This is a genomic window from Streptomyces sp. NPDC002490, assembly GCF_040296045.1.
Lineage (GTDB): Bacteria > Actinomycetota > Actinomycetes > Streptomycetales > Streptomycetaceae > Streptomyces.
In genome coordinates, this window is sequence record NZ_JBEOWM010000009.1 from 97462 (window position 1) to 114424 (window position 16963).

Annotated in this window: 17 protein-coding genes; 11 read left to right on the forward strand and 6 right to left on the reverse strand. The window is 70.7% G+C overall.

The features are described from left to right. Nucleotides 1-34: 34 nt before the first annotated feature. The 7 genes from ABT092_RS08305 (at nt 35) to ABT092_RS08335 (ending at nt 6577) form a co-directional block, all read left to right on the forward strand. Entirely contained in the window at nt 35-580 is a 546-nt protein-coding gene (locus ABT092_RS08305) for a F0F1 ATP synthase subunit B (protein WP_351241141.1), read from the forward strand. A 5-nt stretch (nt 581-585) separates the two neighbouring features. Further along, complete coding sequence (locus tag ABT092_RS08310; RefSeq protein ID WP_351241295.1) at nt 586-1401, forward strand: F0F1 ATP synthase subunit delta; 816 nt, start codon at nt 586-588, stop codon at nt 1399-1401. A gap of 123 nt (nt 1402-1524) precedes the next feature. Continuing rightward, on the forward strand, nt 1525-3120 hold the full coding sequence (atpA, locus tag ABT092_RS08315) for a F0F1 ATP synthase subunit alpha (RefSeq protein ID WP_351241143.1): 1596 nt from the start codon (nt 1525-1527) through the stop codon (nt 3118-3120). 21 nt (nt 3121-3141) lie between these two features. Beyond that, nucleotides 3142-4059, forward strand: a complete 918-nt coding sequence (locus tag ABT092_RS08320) for a F0F1 ATP synthase subunit gamma (RefSeq protein WP_351241145.1) — start codon at nt 3142-3144, stop codon at nt 4057-4059. Beyond that, nucleotides 4059-5501 (forward strand): F0F1 ATP synthase subunit beta, encoded by a 1443-nt coding sequence (atpD, locus tag ABT092_RS08325; RefSeq protein WP_351241147.1) that lies wholly within the window; start codon nt 4059-4061, stop codon nt 5499-5501. The genes ABT092_RS08320 and atpD overlap by 1 nt, the downstream gene beginning before the upstream one ends. Before the next feature lie 108 nt (nt 5502-5609). Further along, nucleotides 5610-5984: a F0F1 ATP synthase subunit epsilon gene (locus ABT092_RS08330; RefSeq protein WP_351241149.1), complete on the forward strand. Its 375-nt coding sequence runs from the start codon at nt 5610-5612 to the stop codon at nt 5982-5984. 128 nt (nt 5985-6112) lie between these two features. Beyond that, complete coding sequence (locus tag ABT092_RS08335) at nt 6113-6577, forward strand: DUF2550 domain-containing protein (protein ID WP_351241151.1); 465 nt, start codon at nt 6113-6115, stop codon at nt 6575-6577. A gap of 401 nt (nt 6578-6978) precedes the next feature. Here ABT092_RS08335 and ABT092_RS08340 read toward each other — a convergent pair whose 3' ends face one another. The 3 genes from ABT092_RS08340 to ABT092_RS08350 all read right to left on the reverse strand — a co-directional run bounded on the left by ABT092_RS08340 (nt 6979) and on the right by ABT092_RS08350 (nt 11208). Continuing rightward, the gene (locus ABT092_RS08340; protein WP_351241153.1) at nt 6979-8814 is read right to left on the reverse strand and encodes a glycosyl hydrolase family 18 protein; all 1836 of its coding nucleotides are present in this window, start codon (nt 8812-8814) and stop codon (nt 6979-6981) included. Nucleotides 8815-9295: 481 nt separating this feature from the next. Then, nucleotides 9296-9949 carry a response regulator gene (locus ABT092_RS08345; protein ID WP_351241155.1) on the reverse strand — a complete coding sequence of 218 codons (654 nt, stop codon included), beginning with the start codon at nt 9947-9949 and terminating at the stop codon, nt 9296-9298. After that, entirely contained in the window at nt 9946-11208 is a 1263-nt protein-coding gene (locus tag ABT092_RS08350) for a sensor histidine kinase (RefSeq protein WP_351241157.1), read from the reverse strand. Before ABT092_RS08350 ends, ABT092_RS08345 begins: the two co-directional genes overlap by 4 nt. A 202-nt stretch (nt 11209-11410) precedes the next feature. Between ABT092_RS08350 and ABT092_RS08355 the strand changes: the two genes are divergently transcribed. Then, nucleotides 11411-12016, forward strand: a complete 606-nt coding sequence (locus ABT092_RS08355; RefSeq protein WP_351241159.1) for a hypothetical protein — start codon at nt 11411-11413, stop codon at nt 12014-12016. 97 nt (nt 12017-12113) lie between these two features. Here ABT092_RS08355 and ABT092_RS08360 read toward each other — a convergent pair whose 3' ends face one another. From ABT092_RS08360 to ABT092_RS08370, 3 genes are all read right to left on the reverse strand, one after another. Next, nucleotides 12114-12686: a cob(I)yrinic acid a,c-diamide adenosyltransferase gene (locus ABT092_RS08360; protein ID WP_351241161.1), complete on the reverse strand. Its 573-nt coding sequence runs from the start codon at nt 12684-12686 to the stop codon at nt 12114-12116. Between the two features lie 13 nt (nt 12687-12699). Beyond that, entirely contained in the window at nt 12700-13455 is a 756-nt protein-coding gene (locus ABT092_RS08365; RefSeq protein ID WP_351241163.1) for an ABC transporter permease, read from the reverse strand. Nucleotides 13456-13561: 106 nt separating this feature from the next. Continuing rightward, a complete protein-coding gene (locus tag ABT092_RS08370; RefSeq protein ID WP_351241165.1) occupies nt 13562-14344 on the reverse strand; it encodes an ABC transporter ATP-binding protein in 783 nt (260 codons plus the stop codon). A 114-nt stretch (nt 14345-14458) separates the two neighbouring features. Here ABT092_RS08370 and ABT092_RS08375 point away from each other — a divergent pair, with 114 nt between their 5' ends. The 3 genes from ABT092_RS08375 (at nt 14459) to ABT092_RS08385 (ending at nt 16887) form a co-directional block, all read left to right on the forward strand. Further along, nucleotides 14459-15187, forward strand: a complete 729-nt coding sequence (locus ABT092_RS08375) for a TetR/AcrR family transcriptional regulator (protein ID WP_351241167.1) — start codon at nt 14459-14461, stop codon at nt 15185-15187. Nucleotides 15188-15375: 188 nt separating this feature from the next. Then, nucleotides 15376-16224, forward strand: coding sequence for a 3-hydroxyacyl-CoA dehydrogenase family protein (locus ABT092_RS08380; protein WP_351241169.1), 849 nt, complete (start codon nt 15376-15378; stop codon nt 16222-16224). Between the two features lie 339 nt (nt 16225-16563). Further along, nucleotides 16564-16887, forward strand: coding sequence for an STAS domain-containing protein (locus ABT092_RS08385; RefSeq protein WP_351241171.1), 324 nt, complete (start codon nt 16564-16566; stop codon nt 16885-16887). The last annotated feature ends 76 nt before the right edge of the window (nt 16888-16963 follow it).

Below are 16963 nucleotides of genomic sequence, written 5' to 3' on the forward strand. Positions count from 1 at the left end.
ACCACGACCAGACCACTAGACGAAAGGCACTGATATGAGCCAGCTGCTCATTCTGGCGGCCACCGAGGAGCAGAACCCCCTCGTTCCGCCGATCCCTGAGCTCGTCATCGGCCTGATCGCCTTCGTCATCGTCTTCGGCATCCTCGCCAAGAAGCTCCTCCCGAACATCAACAAGGTTCTGGAAGAGCGCCGTGAGGCCATCGAGGGCGGCATGGAGAAGGCCGAGGCCGCCAAGACCGAAGCCGAAAGCGTGCTGGAGCAGTACAAGGCCCAGCTCGCCGAGGCCCGGCACGAGGCCGCGCGCCTGCGCCAGGACGCGCAGGAGCAGGGTGCCGCGCTCATCGCCGAGATGCGTGCGGAAGGCCAGCGGCAGCGCGAAGAGATCATCGCCGCCGGTCACACGCAGATCGAGGCCGACCGCAAGGCCGCTGCCCAGGCGCTGCGCCGTGACGTCGGCCAGCTCGCCACCGAACTGGCCGGGAAGCTCGTCGGCGAGTCCCTTGAGGACCACGCCCGACAGAGCCGCACCATCGACCGGTTCCTCGACGAGCTCGACGTGAAGGCCGAGGCCGCCCGGTGAGTGCGCTGCACGGAGCCAGCCGTGAGGCCCTCGCCACGGCACGTGAGCGGCTCGACGCGCTGACGGACAGCACGTCCGTCGACGCGACGCGGCTCGCTGACGACCTGGCCGCGGTCACCGCGCTGCTCGACCGCGAGGTGTCCCTGCGCCGGGTCCTCACCGACCCGGCGCAGTCCGGGGACGCCAAGGCCGACCTCGTCGGCCGCCTCCTGGCCGGTCAGGTCGGCGGGGAGACGGTCGACCTGGTCTCCGGCCTGGTGCGCTCCCGCTGGTCGCGTTCGCGCGACCTGGTGGACGCCCTGGAGGTCCTGGCGGACGTCGCCGACCTCACCGCCGCGCAGCGGGCCGGCCGGCTCGACGACGTGGAGGACGAGCTGTTCCGGTTCGGCCGGATCACCTCCTCGAACACCGAGCTGCGCGCCGCGCTCACCGATCGTTCGGCGACCGTCGCCGCCAAGGAACAGCTGCTGAGCACCCTGCTCGGCACCCGTGCCCGGGCGGAGACCACCCGGTTGGTCACGCGACTGGTCACCCGGCCGCGTGGACGTAGCCTGGAAGCGGGACTGGAGTCCTTGTCCAAGCTCGCCGCGGAGCGCCGCGACCGCATGGTCGCCGTCGTCACCTCGGCCGTACCGCTGAGCGATCAGCAGAAGCAGCGCCTGGGTGCGTCCCTGGCGAAGCTGTACGGGCGCGAGATGCACCTGAACCTGGACGTGGACCCCGCGGTCCTCGGCGGCATCCGGGTGCAGGTCGGCGACGAGGTCATCAACGGCAGCATCGCCGACCGCATCGACGACGCCAGCCGCCGCATGGCCGGCTGAGCGACGCACACCACAGCAACAGAGAACACCGACGGCCCTGGTTGGGCCGTGCAGAGGATTCCTGGGGGTAGCCCCCAGACCCCCAAAGAACTTCGGGCCCAACAAGGAGAGCAGGGAACCCAGATGGCGGAGCTCACGATCCGGCCGGAGGAGATCCGGGACGCGCTGGAGAACTTTGTCCAGTCGTACAAGCCGGACGCGGCCTCGCGCGAGGAGGTCGGTACGGTCACCCTTGCCGGCGACGGCATCGCGAAGGTCGAGGGACTTCCCTCGGCCATGGCCAACGAACTGCTGAAGTTCGAGGACGGCACCCTCGGCCTCGCGCTCAACCTCGAAGAGCGCGAGATCGGTGCCATCGTCCTCGGCGAGTTCAGCGGCATCGAGGAGGGCCAGCCGGTGCAGCGCACCGGTGAGGTGCTCTCGGTGGCCGTCGGCGACGGCTACCTCGGCCGTGTCGTCGACCCGCTCGGCAACCCGATCGACGGCCTCGGCGACATCGAGACCATTGGCCGCCGCGCCCTCGAACTCCAGGCTCCCACGGTCATGCAGCGCAAGTCCGTGCACGAGCCGATGGAGACGGGCTACAAGGCCGTCGACGCGATGACCCCGATCGGCCGCGGCCAGCGCCAGCTGATCATCGGTGACCGCCAGACCGGCAAGACCGCCCTGGCCGTCGACACCATCATCAACCAGCGCGACAACTGGCGCTCCGGTGACGTGAACAAGCAGGTCCGCTGCATCTACGTCGCCATCGGCCAGAAGGGCTCCACCATCGCGTCCGTGCGACGCGCCCTGGACGAGGCCAACGCGCTGGAGTACACGACCATCGTCGCCGCCCCGGCGTCCGACCCGGCCGGCTTCAAGTACCTGGCGCCGTACACCGGTTCGGCCATCGGCCAGCAGTGGATGTACGAGGGCAAGCACGTCCTCATCATCTTCGACGACCTCTCGAAGCAGGCCGACGCCTACCGCGCCGTGTCCCTGCTGCTGCGTCGTCCGCCGGGCCGCGAGGCGTACCCCGGTGACGTCTTCTACCTGCACTCCCGCTTGCTGGAGCGCTGCGCCAAGCTCTCCGACGCCGAGGGCGCGGGTTCGATGACCGGTCTGCCGATCGTCGAGACCAAGGCCAACGACGTGTCGGCGTTCATCCCGACCAACGTCATCTCCATCACCGACGGCCAGTGCTTCCTGGAGTCCGACCTGTTCAACGCCGGTCAGCGCCCGGCCCTGAACGTCGGCATCTCGGTCTCCCGCGTCGGTGGCTCGGCCCAGCACAAGGCCATGCGCCAGGTGTCCGGCCGACTGCGCGTGGACCTGGCCCAGTTCCGTGAGCTGGAGGCGTTCGCCGCCTTCGGTTCCGACCTGGACGCCGCGTCCAAGGCCCAGCTGGAGCGCGGTCAGCGGATGGTCGAGCTGCTGAAGCAGGCCCAGTACCAGCCGATGGCCACCGAGGACCAGGTCGTCTCCGTGTGGGCCGGCACCACGGGCCGCATGGACGACGTGCCGGTCGCGGACATCCGCCGCTTCGAGTCGGAGCTGCTCAGCTACCTGCACCGCGAGGAGCAGGGCCTGATGACCTCCATCAAGGAGGGCGCGAAGATGTCCGACGACACCATCACCGCCATCGGTGACGCGGTCGCGGCCTTCAAGAAGCAGTTCGAGACCTCGGACGGCAAGCTTCTCGGCGAGGACGCGCCTGCCGTCAACGTCTCCAAGTGACGTAAGGAAGGGACCTGACTCATGGGAGCCCAGCTCCGGGTCTACAAGCGTCGCATCCGATCCGTCACCGCGACCAAGAAGATCACCAAGGCGATGGAGATGATCGCCGCCTCGCGCGTCGTCAAGGCGCAGCGCAAGGTGGCGGCCTCCACTCCGTACGCGACCGAGCTGACGCGCGCGGTCACGGCGGTGGGCACGGGTTCGAACACCAAGCACCCGCTGACCACGGAGGCGGAGACGGCGCGCCGTTCCGCGGTGCTGCTCCTCACGAGCGACCGCGGCCTGGCCGGCGCCTTCAACTCCAACGCGATCAAGGCTGCGGAGCAGCTGACGGCTCGCCTTGAGGCCGAGGGCAAGGAGGTCGACACGTACATCGTCGGCCGCCGCGGTGTGGCCCACTACAACTTCCGCGAGCGCACGATCGCGGAGCAGTGGACCGGCTTCACCGACGAACCCACCTATGCGGACGCCAAGACGGTCGCCGGACCGCTCATCGCTGCGATCGAGCGGGACACGGCCGACGGCGGGGTCGACGAACTGCACATCATCTACACCGAGTTCGTGTCGATGATGACGCAGAACGCGGTCGACAGCCGGCTGCTGCCGCTGAGCCTCGACGAGGTCGCCGACGAGGCGGCCCCGAAGGGGCAGATCCTGCCGCTCTACGACTTCGAGCCGTCGGCGGAGGACGTCCTGGACGCCCTCCTCCCGCGGTACGTGGAGAGCCGGATCTACAACGCGATGCTCCAGTCGGCCGCTTCGAAGCACGCCGCCACGCGGCGCGCGATGAAGTCCGCGACCGACAACGCGGGTGAGCTGATCAACACGCTCTCCCGACTTGCCAACGCGGCCCGCCAGGCCGAAATCACCCAGGAAATCAGCGAGATCGTCGGCGGCTCGGCAGCCTTGTCCGACGCGACCGCGGGGAGTGACAGGTAATGACGACGACAGTTGAGACGGCCGTTGCCACGGGCCGCGTCGCCCGGGTCATCGGCCCGGTCGTCGACGTGGAGTTCCCCGTCGACGCGATGCCGGAGATCTACAACGCGCTGCACGTCCAGGTGGCCGACCCGGCCCAGGACGGCGCGCTGAAGACGCTGACCCTGGAGGTCGCCCAGCACCTGGGTGACGGCATGGTCCGCGCCATCTCGATGCAGCCCACCGACGGTCTGGTCCGCCAGGCCCCGGTGACCGACACCGGCGACGGCATCACCGTGCCGGTCGGCGACTTCACCAAGGGGAAGGTGTTCAACACCCTCGGCGAGGTGCTGAACGTTCCCGAGGAGAACGCCAACGTCGGCGAGCGCTGGTCCATCCACCGCAAGGCCCCGAACTTCGACGAGCTTGAGTCGAAGACCGAGATGTTCGAGACCGGCGTCAAGGTCATCGACCTGCTGACCCCGTACGTCAAGGGCGGCAAGATCGGTCTGTTCGGTGGTGCCGGTGTCGGCAAGACGGTGCTCATCCAGGAGATGATCTACCGCGTCGCCAACAACCACGACGGCGTGTCGGTGTTCGCCGGTGTCGGCGAGCGCACCCGTGAGGGCAACGACCTCATCGACGAGATGAGCGAGTCGGGCGTCATCGACAAGACCGCGCTGGTCTTCGGCCAGATGGACGAGCCCCCGGGCACCCGTCTGCGCGTGGCGCTGGCCGGTCTGACCATGGCGGAGTACTTCCGCGATGTGCAGAAGCAGGACGTGCTGTTCTTCATCGACAACATCTTCCGCTTCACCCAGGCCGGTTCCGAGGTGTCGACCCTGCTCGGCCGGATGCCCTCCGCGGTGGGCTACCAGCCGAACCTGGCCGACGAGATGGGTCTCCTGCAGGAGCGCATCACCTCGACCCGTGGTCACTCGATCACCTCGATGCAGGCGATCTACGTCCCCGCGGACGACCTGACCGACCCGGCTCCGGCCACCACCTTCGCCCACCTCGACGCGACGACGGTGCTCTCCCGTCCGATCTCCGAGAAGGGCATCTACCCGGCCGTGGACCCGCTGGACTCGACGTCCCGCATCCTGGACCCGCGGTACATCGCGCAGGACCACTACGACGCCGCCATGCGCGTCAAGACGATCCTGCAGAAGTACAAGGACCTCCAGGACATCATCGCGATCCTCGGCATCGACGAGCTCGGCGAGGAGGACAAGCTGGTCGTCCACCGTGCCCGTCGGGTGGAGCGCTTCCTGTCGCAGAACACCCACGTCGCCAAGCAGTTCACCGGCGTCGACGGTTCGGACGTGCCGCTGGAGGAGTCCATCGCCGCGTTCAACGCGATCTGCGACGGCGAGTACGACCACTTCCCGGAGCAGGCGTTCTTCATGTGCGGCGGTCTCGAAGACCTGCGCAACAACGCCAAGGAGCTGGGCGTCTCCTGAGCCCCCGTGCTCGGGCGAGGGGGCCGTGGCCCGGTCCCCTCGCCCACGCCTCTACACTTTTGACCCAACACCCGGCACGACCGCCGGGTGGTGACCCGAGGAGCACCCTTGGCTGCTGAGCTGCACGTCGAGCTGGTCGCCGCGGACCGCAGTGTCTGGTCCGGCGAGGCCACCCTGGTCGTCGCGCGCACCACCTCCGGCGACATCGGCGTCATGCCCGGTCACCAGCCGCTGCTCGGTGTGCTGGAGTCGGGCCCGGTGACGATCCGGACCACCGACGGCGGGACCGTGGTCGCCGCCGTGCACGGCGGGTTCGTGTCGTTCGCCGACGACAAGCTGTCGCTGCTGGCCGAGATCGCCGAACTGTCGGACGAGATCGACGTCCAGCGTGCGGAGCGGGCGCTGGAGCGCGCGAAGGGCGAGGCCGACGCCTCCGCCGAGCGACGCGCCGACGTCCGCCTGCGTGCGGTGGCGGTGCGCTGACCTGGCGCACTGTGTGACATGACTCAGCCGCGGCCGGGTCCGGAGCCTCTCCGGATCCTGCCGCGGCTGAGGCGATGCTGGATCTGTTCCGCTGTTCCGATACTGATGAGGCGAGGAGGTCGATGCCGGTGCTCCTCGCTCTTCTCGTAGGCGGCGTCGCGCTGGTCGTACTGGTTGTGGCGGGGCTCTTCGCCTTCGGCGTGCGCCGTAGATTGATCCAGCGGTCCGGGGGGACCTTCGACTGCAGTCTGCGGTGGGACACCCCGGAGCCCGCGGACGAGGCGGCCGTCGACACCTCGGGCAAGGGGTGGGGGTACGGCATCGCGCGGTACAGCGGTGACCGGATCGAGTGGTTCCGGGTGTTCTCCTACGCCCATCGCCCCCGGCGGACGCTGGAGCGCTCCGCGATCGAGGTGATCGGCCGTCGGGACCCCGAGGGCGAGGAGGAGTTGGCCTTGCTCTCCGATGCGGTGGTCCTCGCCTGCGTGCACCAGGGCGTCCGGCTGGAGCTCGCGATGAGCGACGACGCCCTGACCGGGTTCCTGGCCTGGCTGGAGGCCGCGCCTCCCGGCCAGCGCGTCAACGTCGCCTGACCCGGCCGGGCTGACACGAATCACTCCGAGTGGCCCCGTGGCCCGCTCCCCGTGCGAGAACCGGGGGAGCGGGCCACGGGGCCACTCGCGTGCGCTGCCCGCTCCCTCGCCCCGGGAGGCACAGGGCCGGGGCGGCCGGCGAAGGACGTGCGCCGGGCCCGTTCGCCCGGTGCGGTGCGGTGCCCGCGCCGGGTCACGGAGCGGGTGCGGGGCCGGCCGCCCTCAGCGGGGACGGCCGGTGGGTGGGGGCATGAGAAGGCCCGGTACGCGCTGGGCGTACCGGGCGGGGAAACCGGGGAGGCGGGGGGCGATCCTGACTCCCCGGCTTCGTTCTCTGCCACCGATGTGAACCGGTGGTGCGGACCGGGGGGCCGGTGTGGGCCGGCACCCCCGGAGCGCGGTTACTTCAGACCTGCGTCGAGCGCGGTGATGAGCTCGCCGTCGGCGGTGTCACCGTCGGCGGACCAGAAGAAGGCGCCGCCGAGCTTCTGGTTCTTGGCCCACGCCATCTTGGTCTTGATGGTGGCGGGGGTGTCGTAGCTCCACCAGTTGTTGCCGCACTTGGCGTACGCGGTGCCGGCGATGGTGCCGGTGGCGGGGCAGCTGTTCTTGAGGACCTTGTAGTCCTCGATGCCCTGCTCGTACGTGCCCTGGCCGGGCCCGGTGGCGGTGCCGCCCGGCGCGTCCTGGGTGACACCCGTCCAGCCGCGGCCGTAGAAGCCGATGCCGAGCAGGAGCTTCTTGTCCGGAACGCCCTGCGCCTTGAGCTTGGCGATGGCGTCAGCGGAGGTGAAGCCCTCCTTGGGGATGCCGTTGTACGTGGTGAGCGGCGAGTGCGGAGCCGTCGGACCCTTCGTGGCCCAGGAGCCGAAGAAGTCGTAGGTCATCACGTTGTACCAGTCGAACGACGCGGAGGCACCGGCGTAGTCGGTGGCGTCGATCTTGCCGCCGGGGGAACCGTCAGCGGTGATCGCAGCGGTGACCAGGTTGTTGGCGCCGAACTTGGCGCGGGTCGCCGCAGCCAGCTTCTTCAGCGCGTCCGGACCGCTGCTGTCGCAGGTCAGGCCACAGGCGTTCGGGTACTCCCAGTCCAGGTCGATGCCGTCGAAGACATCGGCCCACCGCGGGTCCTCGACCATGTCGTAGCAGGACTGCGCGAACGCGGCCGGGTTCTGCGCCGCCTGGGTGAAGCCGCCGGACCAGGTCCAGCCGCCGATGGAGAAGAGGATCTTGATGTTCGGGTACTTCGCCTTCAGCTTGCGCAGCTGGTTGAAGTTGCCGCGCAACGGCTGGTCCCAGGTGTCCGCGACGCCGTCGACGGACTGGGCCGCGGTGTACGCCTTCTCGTAGTCCGCGTACGCGTCGCCGATGGTGCAGCGACCGTTCTGGACGTTGGCGAAGGCGTAGTTGATGTGCGTGATCTTCGCCGCGGTCCCGGAGGTGACCAGGTCCTTCACGTGGTAGTTGCGCCCGTAGACGCCCCACTGGGTGAAGTAGCCCATCTTGATGGTGTCGCCGGGGCCGGGGCCACCGCCGTCACCGGGGGTGCGCACCGCGGTCGCGTCACTGACCGGACCGGTCTGGCCGGCGGTGTCGCGGGCCTGGACCGTGTACGAGTAGTCCGTACCGGCCGTCAGCTTGCTGTCGGTGAACGTGACGTTGCCGGTGGCCGGGTGGGCGACCGTGCCCACCGTGGCGCCGTCCCGGATGACGTCGTAGTCCTTGACGCCCTTGTCGTCCTCGGCCGGGGCCCAGCTCAGCTTGACCGAGGTCTGGGTGAGCTCGGAGGTGGTGGGCTTGCCCGGCTTGGTGGGGGGCTTGTCGCCGGGGACGACGCCGCCGTCACAGGAGCCGCCGTTCAGCAGGCAGTTGCTGGGGGAACCGCTGCCGATGCCGTTGAAGCCGAAGGTCAGCGACTTGCCGGGCTCGATGGTCCCGTTCCAGCCGAGGTTCTTCGCGGTCCAACGGTTGCCGTTGTTGGTGACCGTGGAGTCCCAGGCCGAACCGACCTTGGTACCGGTGGGGAAGTCCCATTCCACGGTCCAGGAGCTGATCGTGGTGGTACCGGTGTTCTTGACGGTCCAGCTGCCGCCGAAACCGTTGCCCCAGTCCTGGGTCTTGGTGAAGGTGGCGGTGGCGTTGGTCGCAGCAGCAGCCGGCGTAGCCAGGCCGACCATTGCGGCGAAGGGCAGCGCCAGGGTCGCGAGCCCTGCCACAGCCTTGTTTCTGAAGCGCATTCTGCGCCTCCTCGGGTGAGTCCGATGTGGGGATGGTGGAACCCAACCTGCGCCGCCCGTGAGCACGTTCCGTCACGGCTCATGGCCATGACACGCTCACCGCAGTGCCGCGAGAATAGAAAGGTCTGGACCATCGGTCAAGAGGTCTGGACCAGAGAAGCGTGGGCATCCCAGGTCAGCGCCTCAGGAAGGTCAAGGACATCCCAACTGACGCATGCTCACCATCCGTCATGAGTGACGGCGATGCCCCCGAGTCGTTTCCCACTCGCGGCGTTCGCGACCCACTGTGACACCCCCGGCGACACCGTTCGGTCCACTCGCCGGTTTCGGACCCCGCGGCAGGGCCTCCCGGGGCCGTCGTCCCAGGTCCGGGCATGGGGTGTTGCTCGTCACACAGACCGGTTCCGGCCTGACTCCCCGTTGCGGTCGGCCCGTTGTGCGGGGAGGATCGGCCCCGCCGGACGGCCCCGCCCTCCCGGGCTCAGCCGCACAGACCGAGTTCCCGGGCGAGGACCGCCGCCTGGACCCGGCTGCGCAGCTCCAACTTGCCCAACATGCGGCTGACGTGCGTCTTCACCGTCGCCTCGGCCATCTCCAGCCGGGCGGCGATCTCGGCGTTGGAGAGTCCGTCCCCGATGCACTGGAGGACCTCCCGCTCCCGCCGGGTCAGCGCCTCCAACACCGTGCGGTCGGCCGTGGAACGCGCCGCACCGTGCGTCGAGTGGGCGAACTCCGCTATCAACCGCCGGGTCACCGCGGGCGAGATCAGCCCCTCGCCGCGCCCCACCGTCCGCACCGCGGTCAACAGGTCCTTGGCGTCGGCGTTCTTCAACAGGAACCCGGCGGCACCGGCGCGCAGCGCCCCGAAGACGTACTCGTCCAGGTCGAACGTGGTCAGCACCAGGACGTCCGCCAGCGCCTCGGTCACCACCTCCCGGGTCGCCGACACCCCGTCGAGCACCGGCATCTGCACGTCCATCAGCACCAGGTCGGGCCGCAGCTCCCGGGCCAGTTCGACCGCCCGCCGCCCGTCCCCCGCCTCGCCCACCACCTCGATGTCCGGTGCGCTGTCGAGGATGAGCACGAGCCCCTGTCGGACGGCCGACTGGTCCTCGGCGACGAGTACGCGGATCACGGGGTGGTCCCTCCCTGGTCTGACGTGCCGACCGCCTCGATCGGCAGGCTGGCGTGAACTCGCCACATCGGGCGGCCCCCGGGGGCGTCGGGCAGCGGCTCGGGGCCCGCCTCGAAGGCGCCGTGCAGCAGCGTGGCCCGCTCCCGCATCCCCACCAGCCCCGCTCCGGAGCCGGGCGCCCGGGGCCCGTCACGGTCGCCGTGGGGGCTGGTGACCGTGACGGTCAGCTCGGGCGGGCGACCGCCCTGGTGCAGTTCCACGGTCACCGCGCCGGGCGCGGCGTGCTTGAGGGCATTGGTCAGCGACTCCTGCACGATCCGGTACGCGGCCAGCTCCACCGGGGCGGGCAGTCGGAGCCCGTCCGTCGGGCGGTCGTCCACCAGGGACACCTCCAGCCCGTTGGTGCGGGCCGTGGCGACCAGCGCCTCCAAACCGTCGAGGGTCGGGGCCGCCGAGGGTTCCCGATCGTCGGAGGAGTCCCGGAGCAGCCCGATCAGACGACGCATCTCGGCCAGTCCCGCGACGCTGTTCTCCCGGATGACGCCCAGGGCGGTCCGGGTGGTCCGGGGATCGTCCAGGGACAGCGCCGCGGTGGAGTGGATCGCGATCGCCGACAGGTGGTTGGCCACCATGTCGTGCAGTTCGCGGGCCATCCGGGCGCGCTCGGCGGTCACCGCCTGGGTGCGGTCGATCTCGGCGAGCAGGGCGGTCTGCTCCGCCCGCAGCCGCTCCGCCGAGGCCATCTCCCGGTGGTTGCGCACCAGGACGCCGGTGGTGGAGGGCGCCACGCAGACCAGAGCCGTCGCCACCCCGATCAGGATCGCCTCGGGAGTGCGGAACCAGGCCAGGAACCCGAGGGTGACGGCGACCGAGATGAGCACGCACCGCACCGGGATGCGGCGGGCGGCGGTGGGACTTCCGTACAGGACCGCCGCATAGACGACGTCAGTGAACATCACCACCGTGATCAGGCTGCCCCGGGTGAACTGGTCGGCGATCACGGCGACCGTGCCCACGGCCAGGGCCAGCGAGGGCCGGGTCCGGCGCTGGGTCTCCATGGCGGCCATCACCACCATGGGCACCAGCACCCAGGCCCCGTCGAGCAGCCGGAACGTGGTGGTGTTGAGCCCGATCGCCCACATCAGCAGCCCCAGCGACAACCCGGACAGGGCGATCACCAGATCGAGCCGCTGGGTCTCGGCGCCGAGGAAGGACGGCAGCCGGGGCCAGGGACCGGGCGAAGGGGACGAGGGCCGCATACCCCCATCCAACACGCTCCGTGGCGCCCCCGCCGTCGCCGACCGGTCGGAGCCCGGGCGCGGTCACTACACAGAAGGATGCAGTACCGCTTCACCCGTGCAGAGGACGCTCCGGGCCCGGGCGGGCGGAAGCATGGGGAGGGAGCCGAAGACGCGAAGACGTGGTGCGGGAGCCCACGGGGGAGAGGAGGGAAACCCGGTCGTGATCGTCACGCTGATCGTCCTGTGCGAAGTGGGCTTCTGGGTCCTGCTGGGACTCGGTCTGGCCTTGCGCTACCTGGCCCGCAGGCCCCGGCTGGGAGCCGCCGTGCTGCTGTGCGAGCCGCTGCTCGAAGTGGTGCTGCTCGTGGTCACCGCCATCGACCTGAAGAACGGGGCGGCACCGGACTGGAAGCACGGTCTCGCCGCCCTCTACATCGGCTTCACGGTCGGATACGGGCACTCCATGATCACCTGGGCGGACGCGCGCTTCCGGCACCGGTTCGCCGGTGGACCCCCGCCTGCCGGGCCCCCGAAGCACGGAGCTGCCCGGGCCCGCCACGAGTGGGGCCTGTGGCTGCGCACGGCGGTGGCCGTGGGCATCGCCCTGGTCCTGCTGCAGGGTGCCGTCTGGTACGTGGGCGACAGCGGGGACGTCTCCTCCCTCCGGGGGTGGCAGGGCACGGCCCTGAAGGCCGTCCTCGTCCATGGGGTCATCGCCCTCACCTACACCCTCTGGCCCTCGAAGCCGGGGTCCGGCCGGGACGGCGGGGAGGAGGACCCCACCGGTAGACGGGGATCGGCCCGCACCGGCTCCGGCACCTCCTGACCGGGCCGTCTCACCGGGCGGTGCGTGCCCCGCCCTGGTCAGCCGGGTGCCCCCGGTCCCCGGGGGCGGGGGTCGTCCTTCCGTCGCGGGGCACGCCTCAGCGTTCGCCGCCGGGCACCCACAGCACGTCGCCGTTCTCCGTGTTGGCGACCCGGGCCAGGATGAACAGCAGGTCCGAGAGGCGGTTGAGGTAGGTGGCGGTGAGCGGGTTCATGGTCTCGCCGTGCACCTCCAGCGCCGCCCAGGTGGACCGTTCGGCACGCCGCACCACCGTGCACGCCTGGTGGAGCAGGGCGGCGCCCGGCGTGCCCCCCGGCAGGATGAAGCTGCGCAGCTTGGTGAGCCGCTCGTTGAACCGGTCGCAGTCCTCCTCCAGCCGGTCGACGTAGAACTGCTCGACCCGCAGGGGCGGGTACTTCGGGTCCTCGACGACGGGGGTCGAGAGGTCGGCACCGACGTCGAAGAGGTCGTTCTGCACCCGGGTGAGGACGGCGACGACCTCCTCGTCGAGCCCGCCCAGGGCGAGGGCGGTACCCAGTACGGCGTTGGCCTCGTTGGCGTCGGCGTAGGCGGAGATCCGCAGGTCGGTCTTGGCCGTGCGGCTCATGTCGCCGAGGTGGGTCGTGCCCTTGTCCCCGGTCCTGGTGTAGATGCGCGTCAGGTTCACCATGGGCCCAGCGTAGTTAGGCGCGGTCCTCCCGGAAGGCCCGTGTGCCCACGGTCACGGCCACCACGGTGAACCCGAGGGCGACCAGCACGCCGAGCAGCACCTCCCCGGTGGCGTAACGGCCCGCGTACGCGTCCCGCATCGCCTCCACCACGTGGCGCAGGGGTATCGCCCGGGAGAGGGCGTCCAGCCAGCCGGGTGCGAGGGACATGGGGAGCACCAGGCCCGACAGCAGCATCACGGGCATGGTCACGGCGTTCACGGCGGGGCCGAACTGGTGGGCGCCGGGCAGGCGCATCGCCAGCGCGTAGGACAAGGCGCTCAGCGCCACCGTCAGCAGGGCCACGAAGGCGAATCCGATGAGGAGGCCCGGGAGCGGAGCACGGAGCCCGAGGGCCAGCGCCACGAGCACCAGGAGCACCGACTGGGCGGTGAGCAGTGCGGCGTCCAGGAGCACCCGGCCGAGCAGGAGGGCGAGGCGGCTGACGGGGGTGGCCCGCATCCGGTCGATCACCCCCTGCCCCTTCTCCAGCATGACGGTGATGCCGGCGAAGGACCCGCCGAAGAGGGCGAGTTGGAGGAGCAGGCCCGGAGCCAGCACCTGCCAGGAGTCGCCGTCCGTGCCCAAGGGCAGCTCGGTGAGCAGGGGCCCGAAGAAGACCAGGTAGAGCAGGGGCATCACCGTTCCGAACAGCATCTGGAACCGGGATCGCAGCGTCTTGCGCGCATAGCGGCCGAAGACGATCGAGGTGTCGGAGAGCAGGGTGGACACGGGGCCTCCCGAGGAGCGGGGCGACGGTGGTGGGCACGGGCTCCGGGCCGTGGCGGCGCGGCCCGATGGGGTCGGTTGCGGGGAAGGCGGGCGGTCGGTCGTGCGGTCATACGGCGAGGGGCGCGGTCCCGCGGGGGACGGGATCGCGGCCGGTGATGGCGAGGAAGGCCTCCTGGAGCGGGGCGTCGAGGGACCCGGTGTGCGCCAGCTTGAGTGCGGTCGGGGTGCCGTCCGCGACCACCACGCCCCCGTCGACGACGACCAGCCGGTCGGCGAGGGCGTCCGCCTCGTCGAGGTAGTGGGTGGTGAGCACGACGGTGGTGCCGTGGGTCTCCCGCACCCGGCGGATCAGGTCCCAGAGCAGGGCCCGGCCGGCCGGGTCGAGGCCGGTGGTCGGTTCGTCCAGGAAGAGCACCTCGGGCCGGTGGGCGAGCCCCATCGCGAGGTCGACGCGCCGGCGTTGGCCTCCGGAGAGCGCCGCCGTGGGCCGGTCGAGGAGCCCGTGCAGGCCGAGCTCGCCGGCGAGTTCCTCGGCGCGTGCCCGCGCCCGGGCGGCGTCGAGCCGGTACAGCCGGCCCTGGGTCACGAGTTCCTCGCGGACGGTCAGCGCGGGGTCGAGGCCGCCCGACTGGGCCACGTAGCCCGTGCGGGCACGGACTCCGGCCGGGTCGGTGGCGAGGTCGCGGCCCGCGACGGTCGCGGCGCCCGCGCTGGGGCGCAGCAGGGTGGTCAGCAGGCGCAGGATCGTGGTCTTCCCCGCCCCGTTGGGGCCGAGGAGGCCCACCACCTCGCCGCGCCGGACGGTGAGGTCGATGCCGCGGACGGCTTCCACGGGGCCGCGCGGGGTGGTGAAGGTCCGGGCGAGACCGGACGCGGTGATGGCGGTCATGGAACCAGGTAAACAGAGTCCCTGAAATTTTGCAATCACTCCAAAGTTTGAGTGACTCGACGTTCCGGGTACGGGAAAGGGGGAAGGCGCCCCCCGGCTCGCTAGGCTGGCCCCATGGCGGATGCGCGGACGACGGGAACGGCGGGTGCACGGGGCGGTTCGACCCGCCCCGACCCGGGGGCGGCCCCGGCCGGGGCGGTCGGGCGCGAGGGGCTGCGGGAGCGGAAGAAGCGCCGGACCCGCCAGCACATCTCCGACACGGCCACCGGGCTCTTCCTGGAGCGGGGCTTCGACGCCGTCACCATCGCGGAGATCGCGGAGGCCGCCGAGGTCTCCGTCAACACCGTCTACAACTACTTCCCGACCAAGGAGGACCTGTTCCTCGACCGTGCGCCCGAACTCGTCGACCGGCTCGCCGGCTGGGTGCGCGGCAGGCTGCCCGGGGAGTCCGCCGCCCGGGCCGTCCTGCGTCAACTCCGGTCCGAGGTGGAAGCCGTCTCCCCCCGGGTGGGGCTCGCCGAGGGGTACGACCGCTTCCTGGTGGTCGTCGAGGACGCGGCCGGACTGCGCGCCCGCCTCCAGGAGGTGGACCAGGAGACCCTCACCAGCCTGGAGCGGACCCTGCGGGCGGAGACCGGCGCCGCCCCCGGCGACCGGCTGCCCGGACTGATGGCCGGCCAGATCGACTGGCTCCACCGGACGGTGATGGCGGTCATCCGCAGCGGGCTGGTGGAGGGCGCCACCCCCGAGGCGGTCTCCCGCGAGGCCCTCGACGCGCTGGACGAGATGGAGGAACTGCTCGGCGAACGGGTCCTCAACTACGCCGTGCGCGCGCCGGAATGACCCCCCTCGCCCGGAACGGGCCGGGGTACGGGCCGGACATCGCGGACGACGCGCGGACTCGGGTGTGATCTGCACCATTCGGGACGTGACACGCATCTCTTCCCGGTCCCGGGGGCGCGTTCGGCCGCTAGGGTCCGCCGCATAGGGTGCGGAAGAACCAACACGTCAACAGCGGTGAGGGGTGCAACGTGGCACGGAAGCTGGCCGTCATCGGCGCCGGTCTGATGGGTTCCGGAATCGCGCAGGTGTCCGCGCAGGCGGGCTGGGACGTCGTGCTGCGCGACGTCACGGACGCGGCGCTGACCCGCGGCACCGACGCCATCAGGGCGTCGTACGACAAGTTCGTCGCCAAGGGCAAGCTCGACGCCGCCGACGCCGAAGCGGCCCTCGCCCGGATCACCCCCACCACCGACCTGGACGCGGCGGCGGACGTGGACCTCGTGGTGGAGGCGGTCTTCGAGCGGTTGGAGGTCAAGCACGAGACCTTCCGCGCCCTGGACCGGATCGTCCGGGAGGACGCCGTCCTCGCCTCCAACACCTCCGCCATCCCGATCACGAAGATCGCGGCGGCCACCGAGCGCCCCGAACGCGTCGTCGGCACGCACTTCTTCTCCCCGGTCCCGATGATGCAGCTGTGCGAACTCGTCCGCGGCTACAAGACCAGCGACGAGACCCTCGCCACCGCCCGGGAGTTCGCCGAGTCCGTGGGCAAGACCTGCATCGTGGTCAACCGCGACGTGGCGGGCTTCGTCACCACCCGGCTCATCTCGGCCCTCGTGGTCGAGGCCGCGAAGCTCCGGGAGTCGGGCATCGCCAGCGCCGAGGACATCGACCTCGCCTGCAAGCTCGGCTTCGGCCACGCCATGGGGCCGCTCGCCACCGCCGACCTCACCGGTGTCGACGTCCTCCTGCACGCCACCGGCAACATCTACACCGAGACCCAGGACGAGAAGTTCGCCCCGCCGGAACTGATGCGCCGCATGGTGGACGCAGGCGACATCGGCCGCAAGAGCGGCCGGGGCTTCTACACCTACTGACGCCGGCACGCACCCCCGCCACCCGACGGTTGGCACCCGGTCCCGGGCCCGTCGGCCGCCCGGTGCCGGGTGCCCGGGCCCCGGCACCCGGCACCGGGCGGGCACGCGGGGCGGAGGCGCCGGCCCGGCGCCGAACCGGACGAGACCCTCCCGGGCCGGGATCACCTCCCGGGGTGAATTCGATATCGGTTCGCTTACAACCAGCAACTACGGTCACCCGCCGGCAGTCAGTTGCAGTGACATGGCGGGAGAGCCGGATCACCCATACGGACCACACGCCGTCCCACCGCTGTCACGGATGACGGTCACGGTCAGCCGCCACGAACACGGGGAGCGCATATGCACATCAGGGGCGACCACGCCGAGTTGGTCGTCGGGGGCCGCCTCGACGTCCGCAGCGCGGCGGACGCCCGTACGGCCCTGCACGCGGCGGTCGACGACGGCGCCGGCGACCTGGTGCTCAACCTGTCCGAACTCGAATCCTGGGACGCCACCGGACTCGGCGTGATCATGGGCGCGCACCGCCGCGCCGGTCGCTGCGGTCGGCGGCTCGTGCTCCGCGACGTGCCCCCGCAGATGCAACGACTGTTGGTCGCCACCCGGCTGCACCGCATCCTCGCCATCGAAGGCGGCATCGGCATCGAGTCGTTGCCGCGCGTGTGACCGCGGCGATTCTCATCGGACTGTGACGTCAAGGGCCCCCCGGGGGCCCGCCCGTTCGGGGATACTGGCGCCAGAT

Coding starts and splice junctions, on each gene's coding strand:
- ABT092_RS08360 (WP_351241161.1), bottom strand. CDS start 12,686: ATGGTGAACCTGACGCGCATCTACACCAGGACCGGGGACAAGGGCACG.
- ABT092_RS08350 (WP_351241157.1), bottom strand. CDS start 11,208: ATGCGGCCCTCGTCCCCTTCGCCCGGTCCCTGGCCCCGGCTGCCGTCC.
- ABT092_RS08385 (WP_351241171.1), top strand. CDS start 16,564: ATGCACATCAGGGGCGACCACGCCGAGTTGGTCGTCGGGGGCCGCCTC.
- ABT092_RS08305 (WP_351241141.1), top strand. CDS start 35: ATGAGCCAGCTGCTCATTCTGGCGGCCACCGAGGAGCAGAACCCCCTC.
- ABT092_RS08370 (WP_351241165.1), bottom strand. CDS start 14,344: ATGACCGCCATCACCGCGTCCGGTCTCGCCCGGACCTTCACCACCCCG.
- ABT092_RS08340 (WP_351241153.1), bottom strand. CDS start 8,814: ATGCGCTTCAGAAACAAGGCTGTGGCAGGGCTCGCGACCCTGGCGCTG.
- atpA (WP_351241143.1), top strand. CDS start 1,525: ATGGCGGAGCTCACGATCCGGCCGGAGGAGATCCGGGACGCGCTGGAG.
- atpD (WP_351241147.1), top strand. CDS start 4,059: ATGACGACGACAGTTGAGACGGCCGTTGCCACGGGCCGCGTCGCCCGG.
- ABT092_RS08320 (WP_351241145.1), top strand. CDS start 3,142: ATGGGAGCCCAGCTCCGGGTCTACAAGCGTCGCATCCGATCCGTCACC.
- ABT092_RS08375 (WP_351241167.1), top strand. CDS start 14,459: ATGGCGGATGCGCGGACGACGGGAACGGCGGGTGCACGGGGCGGTTCG.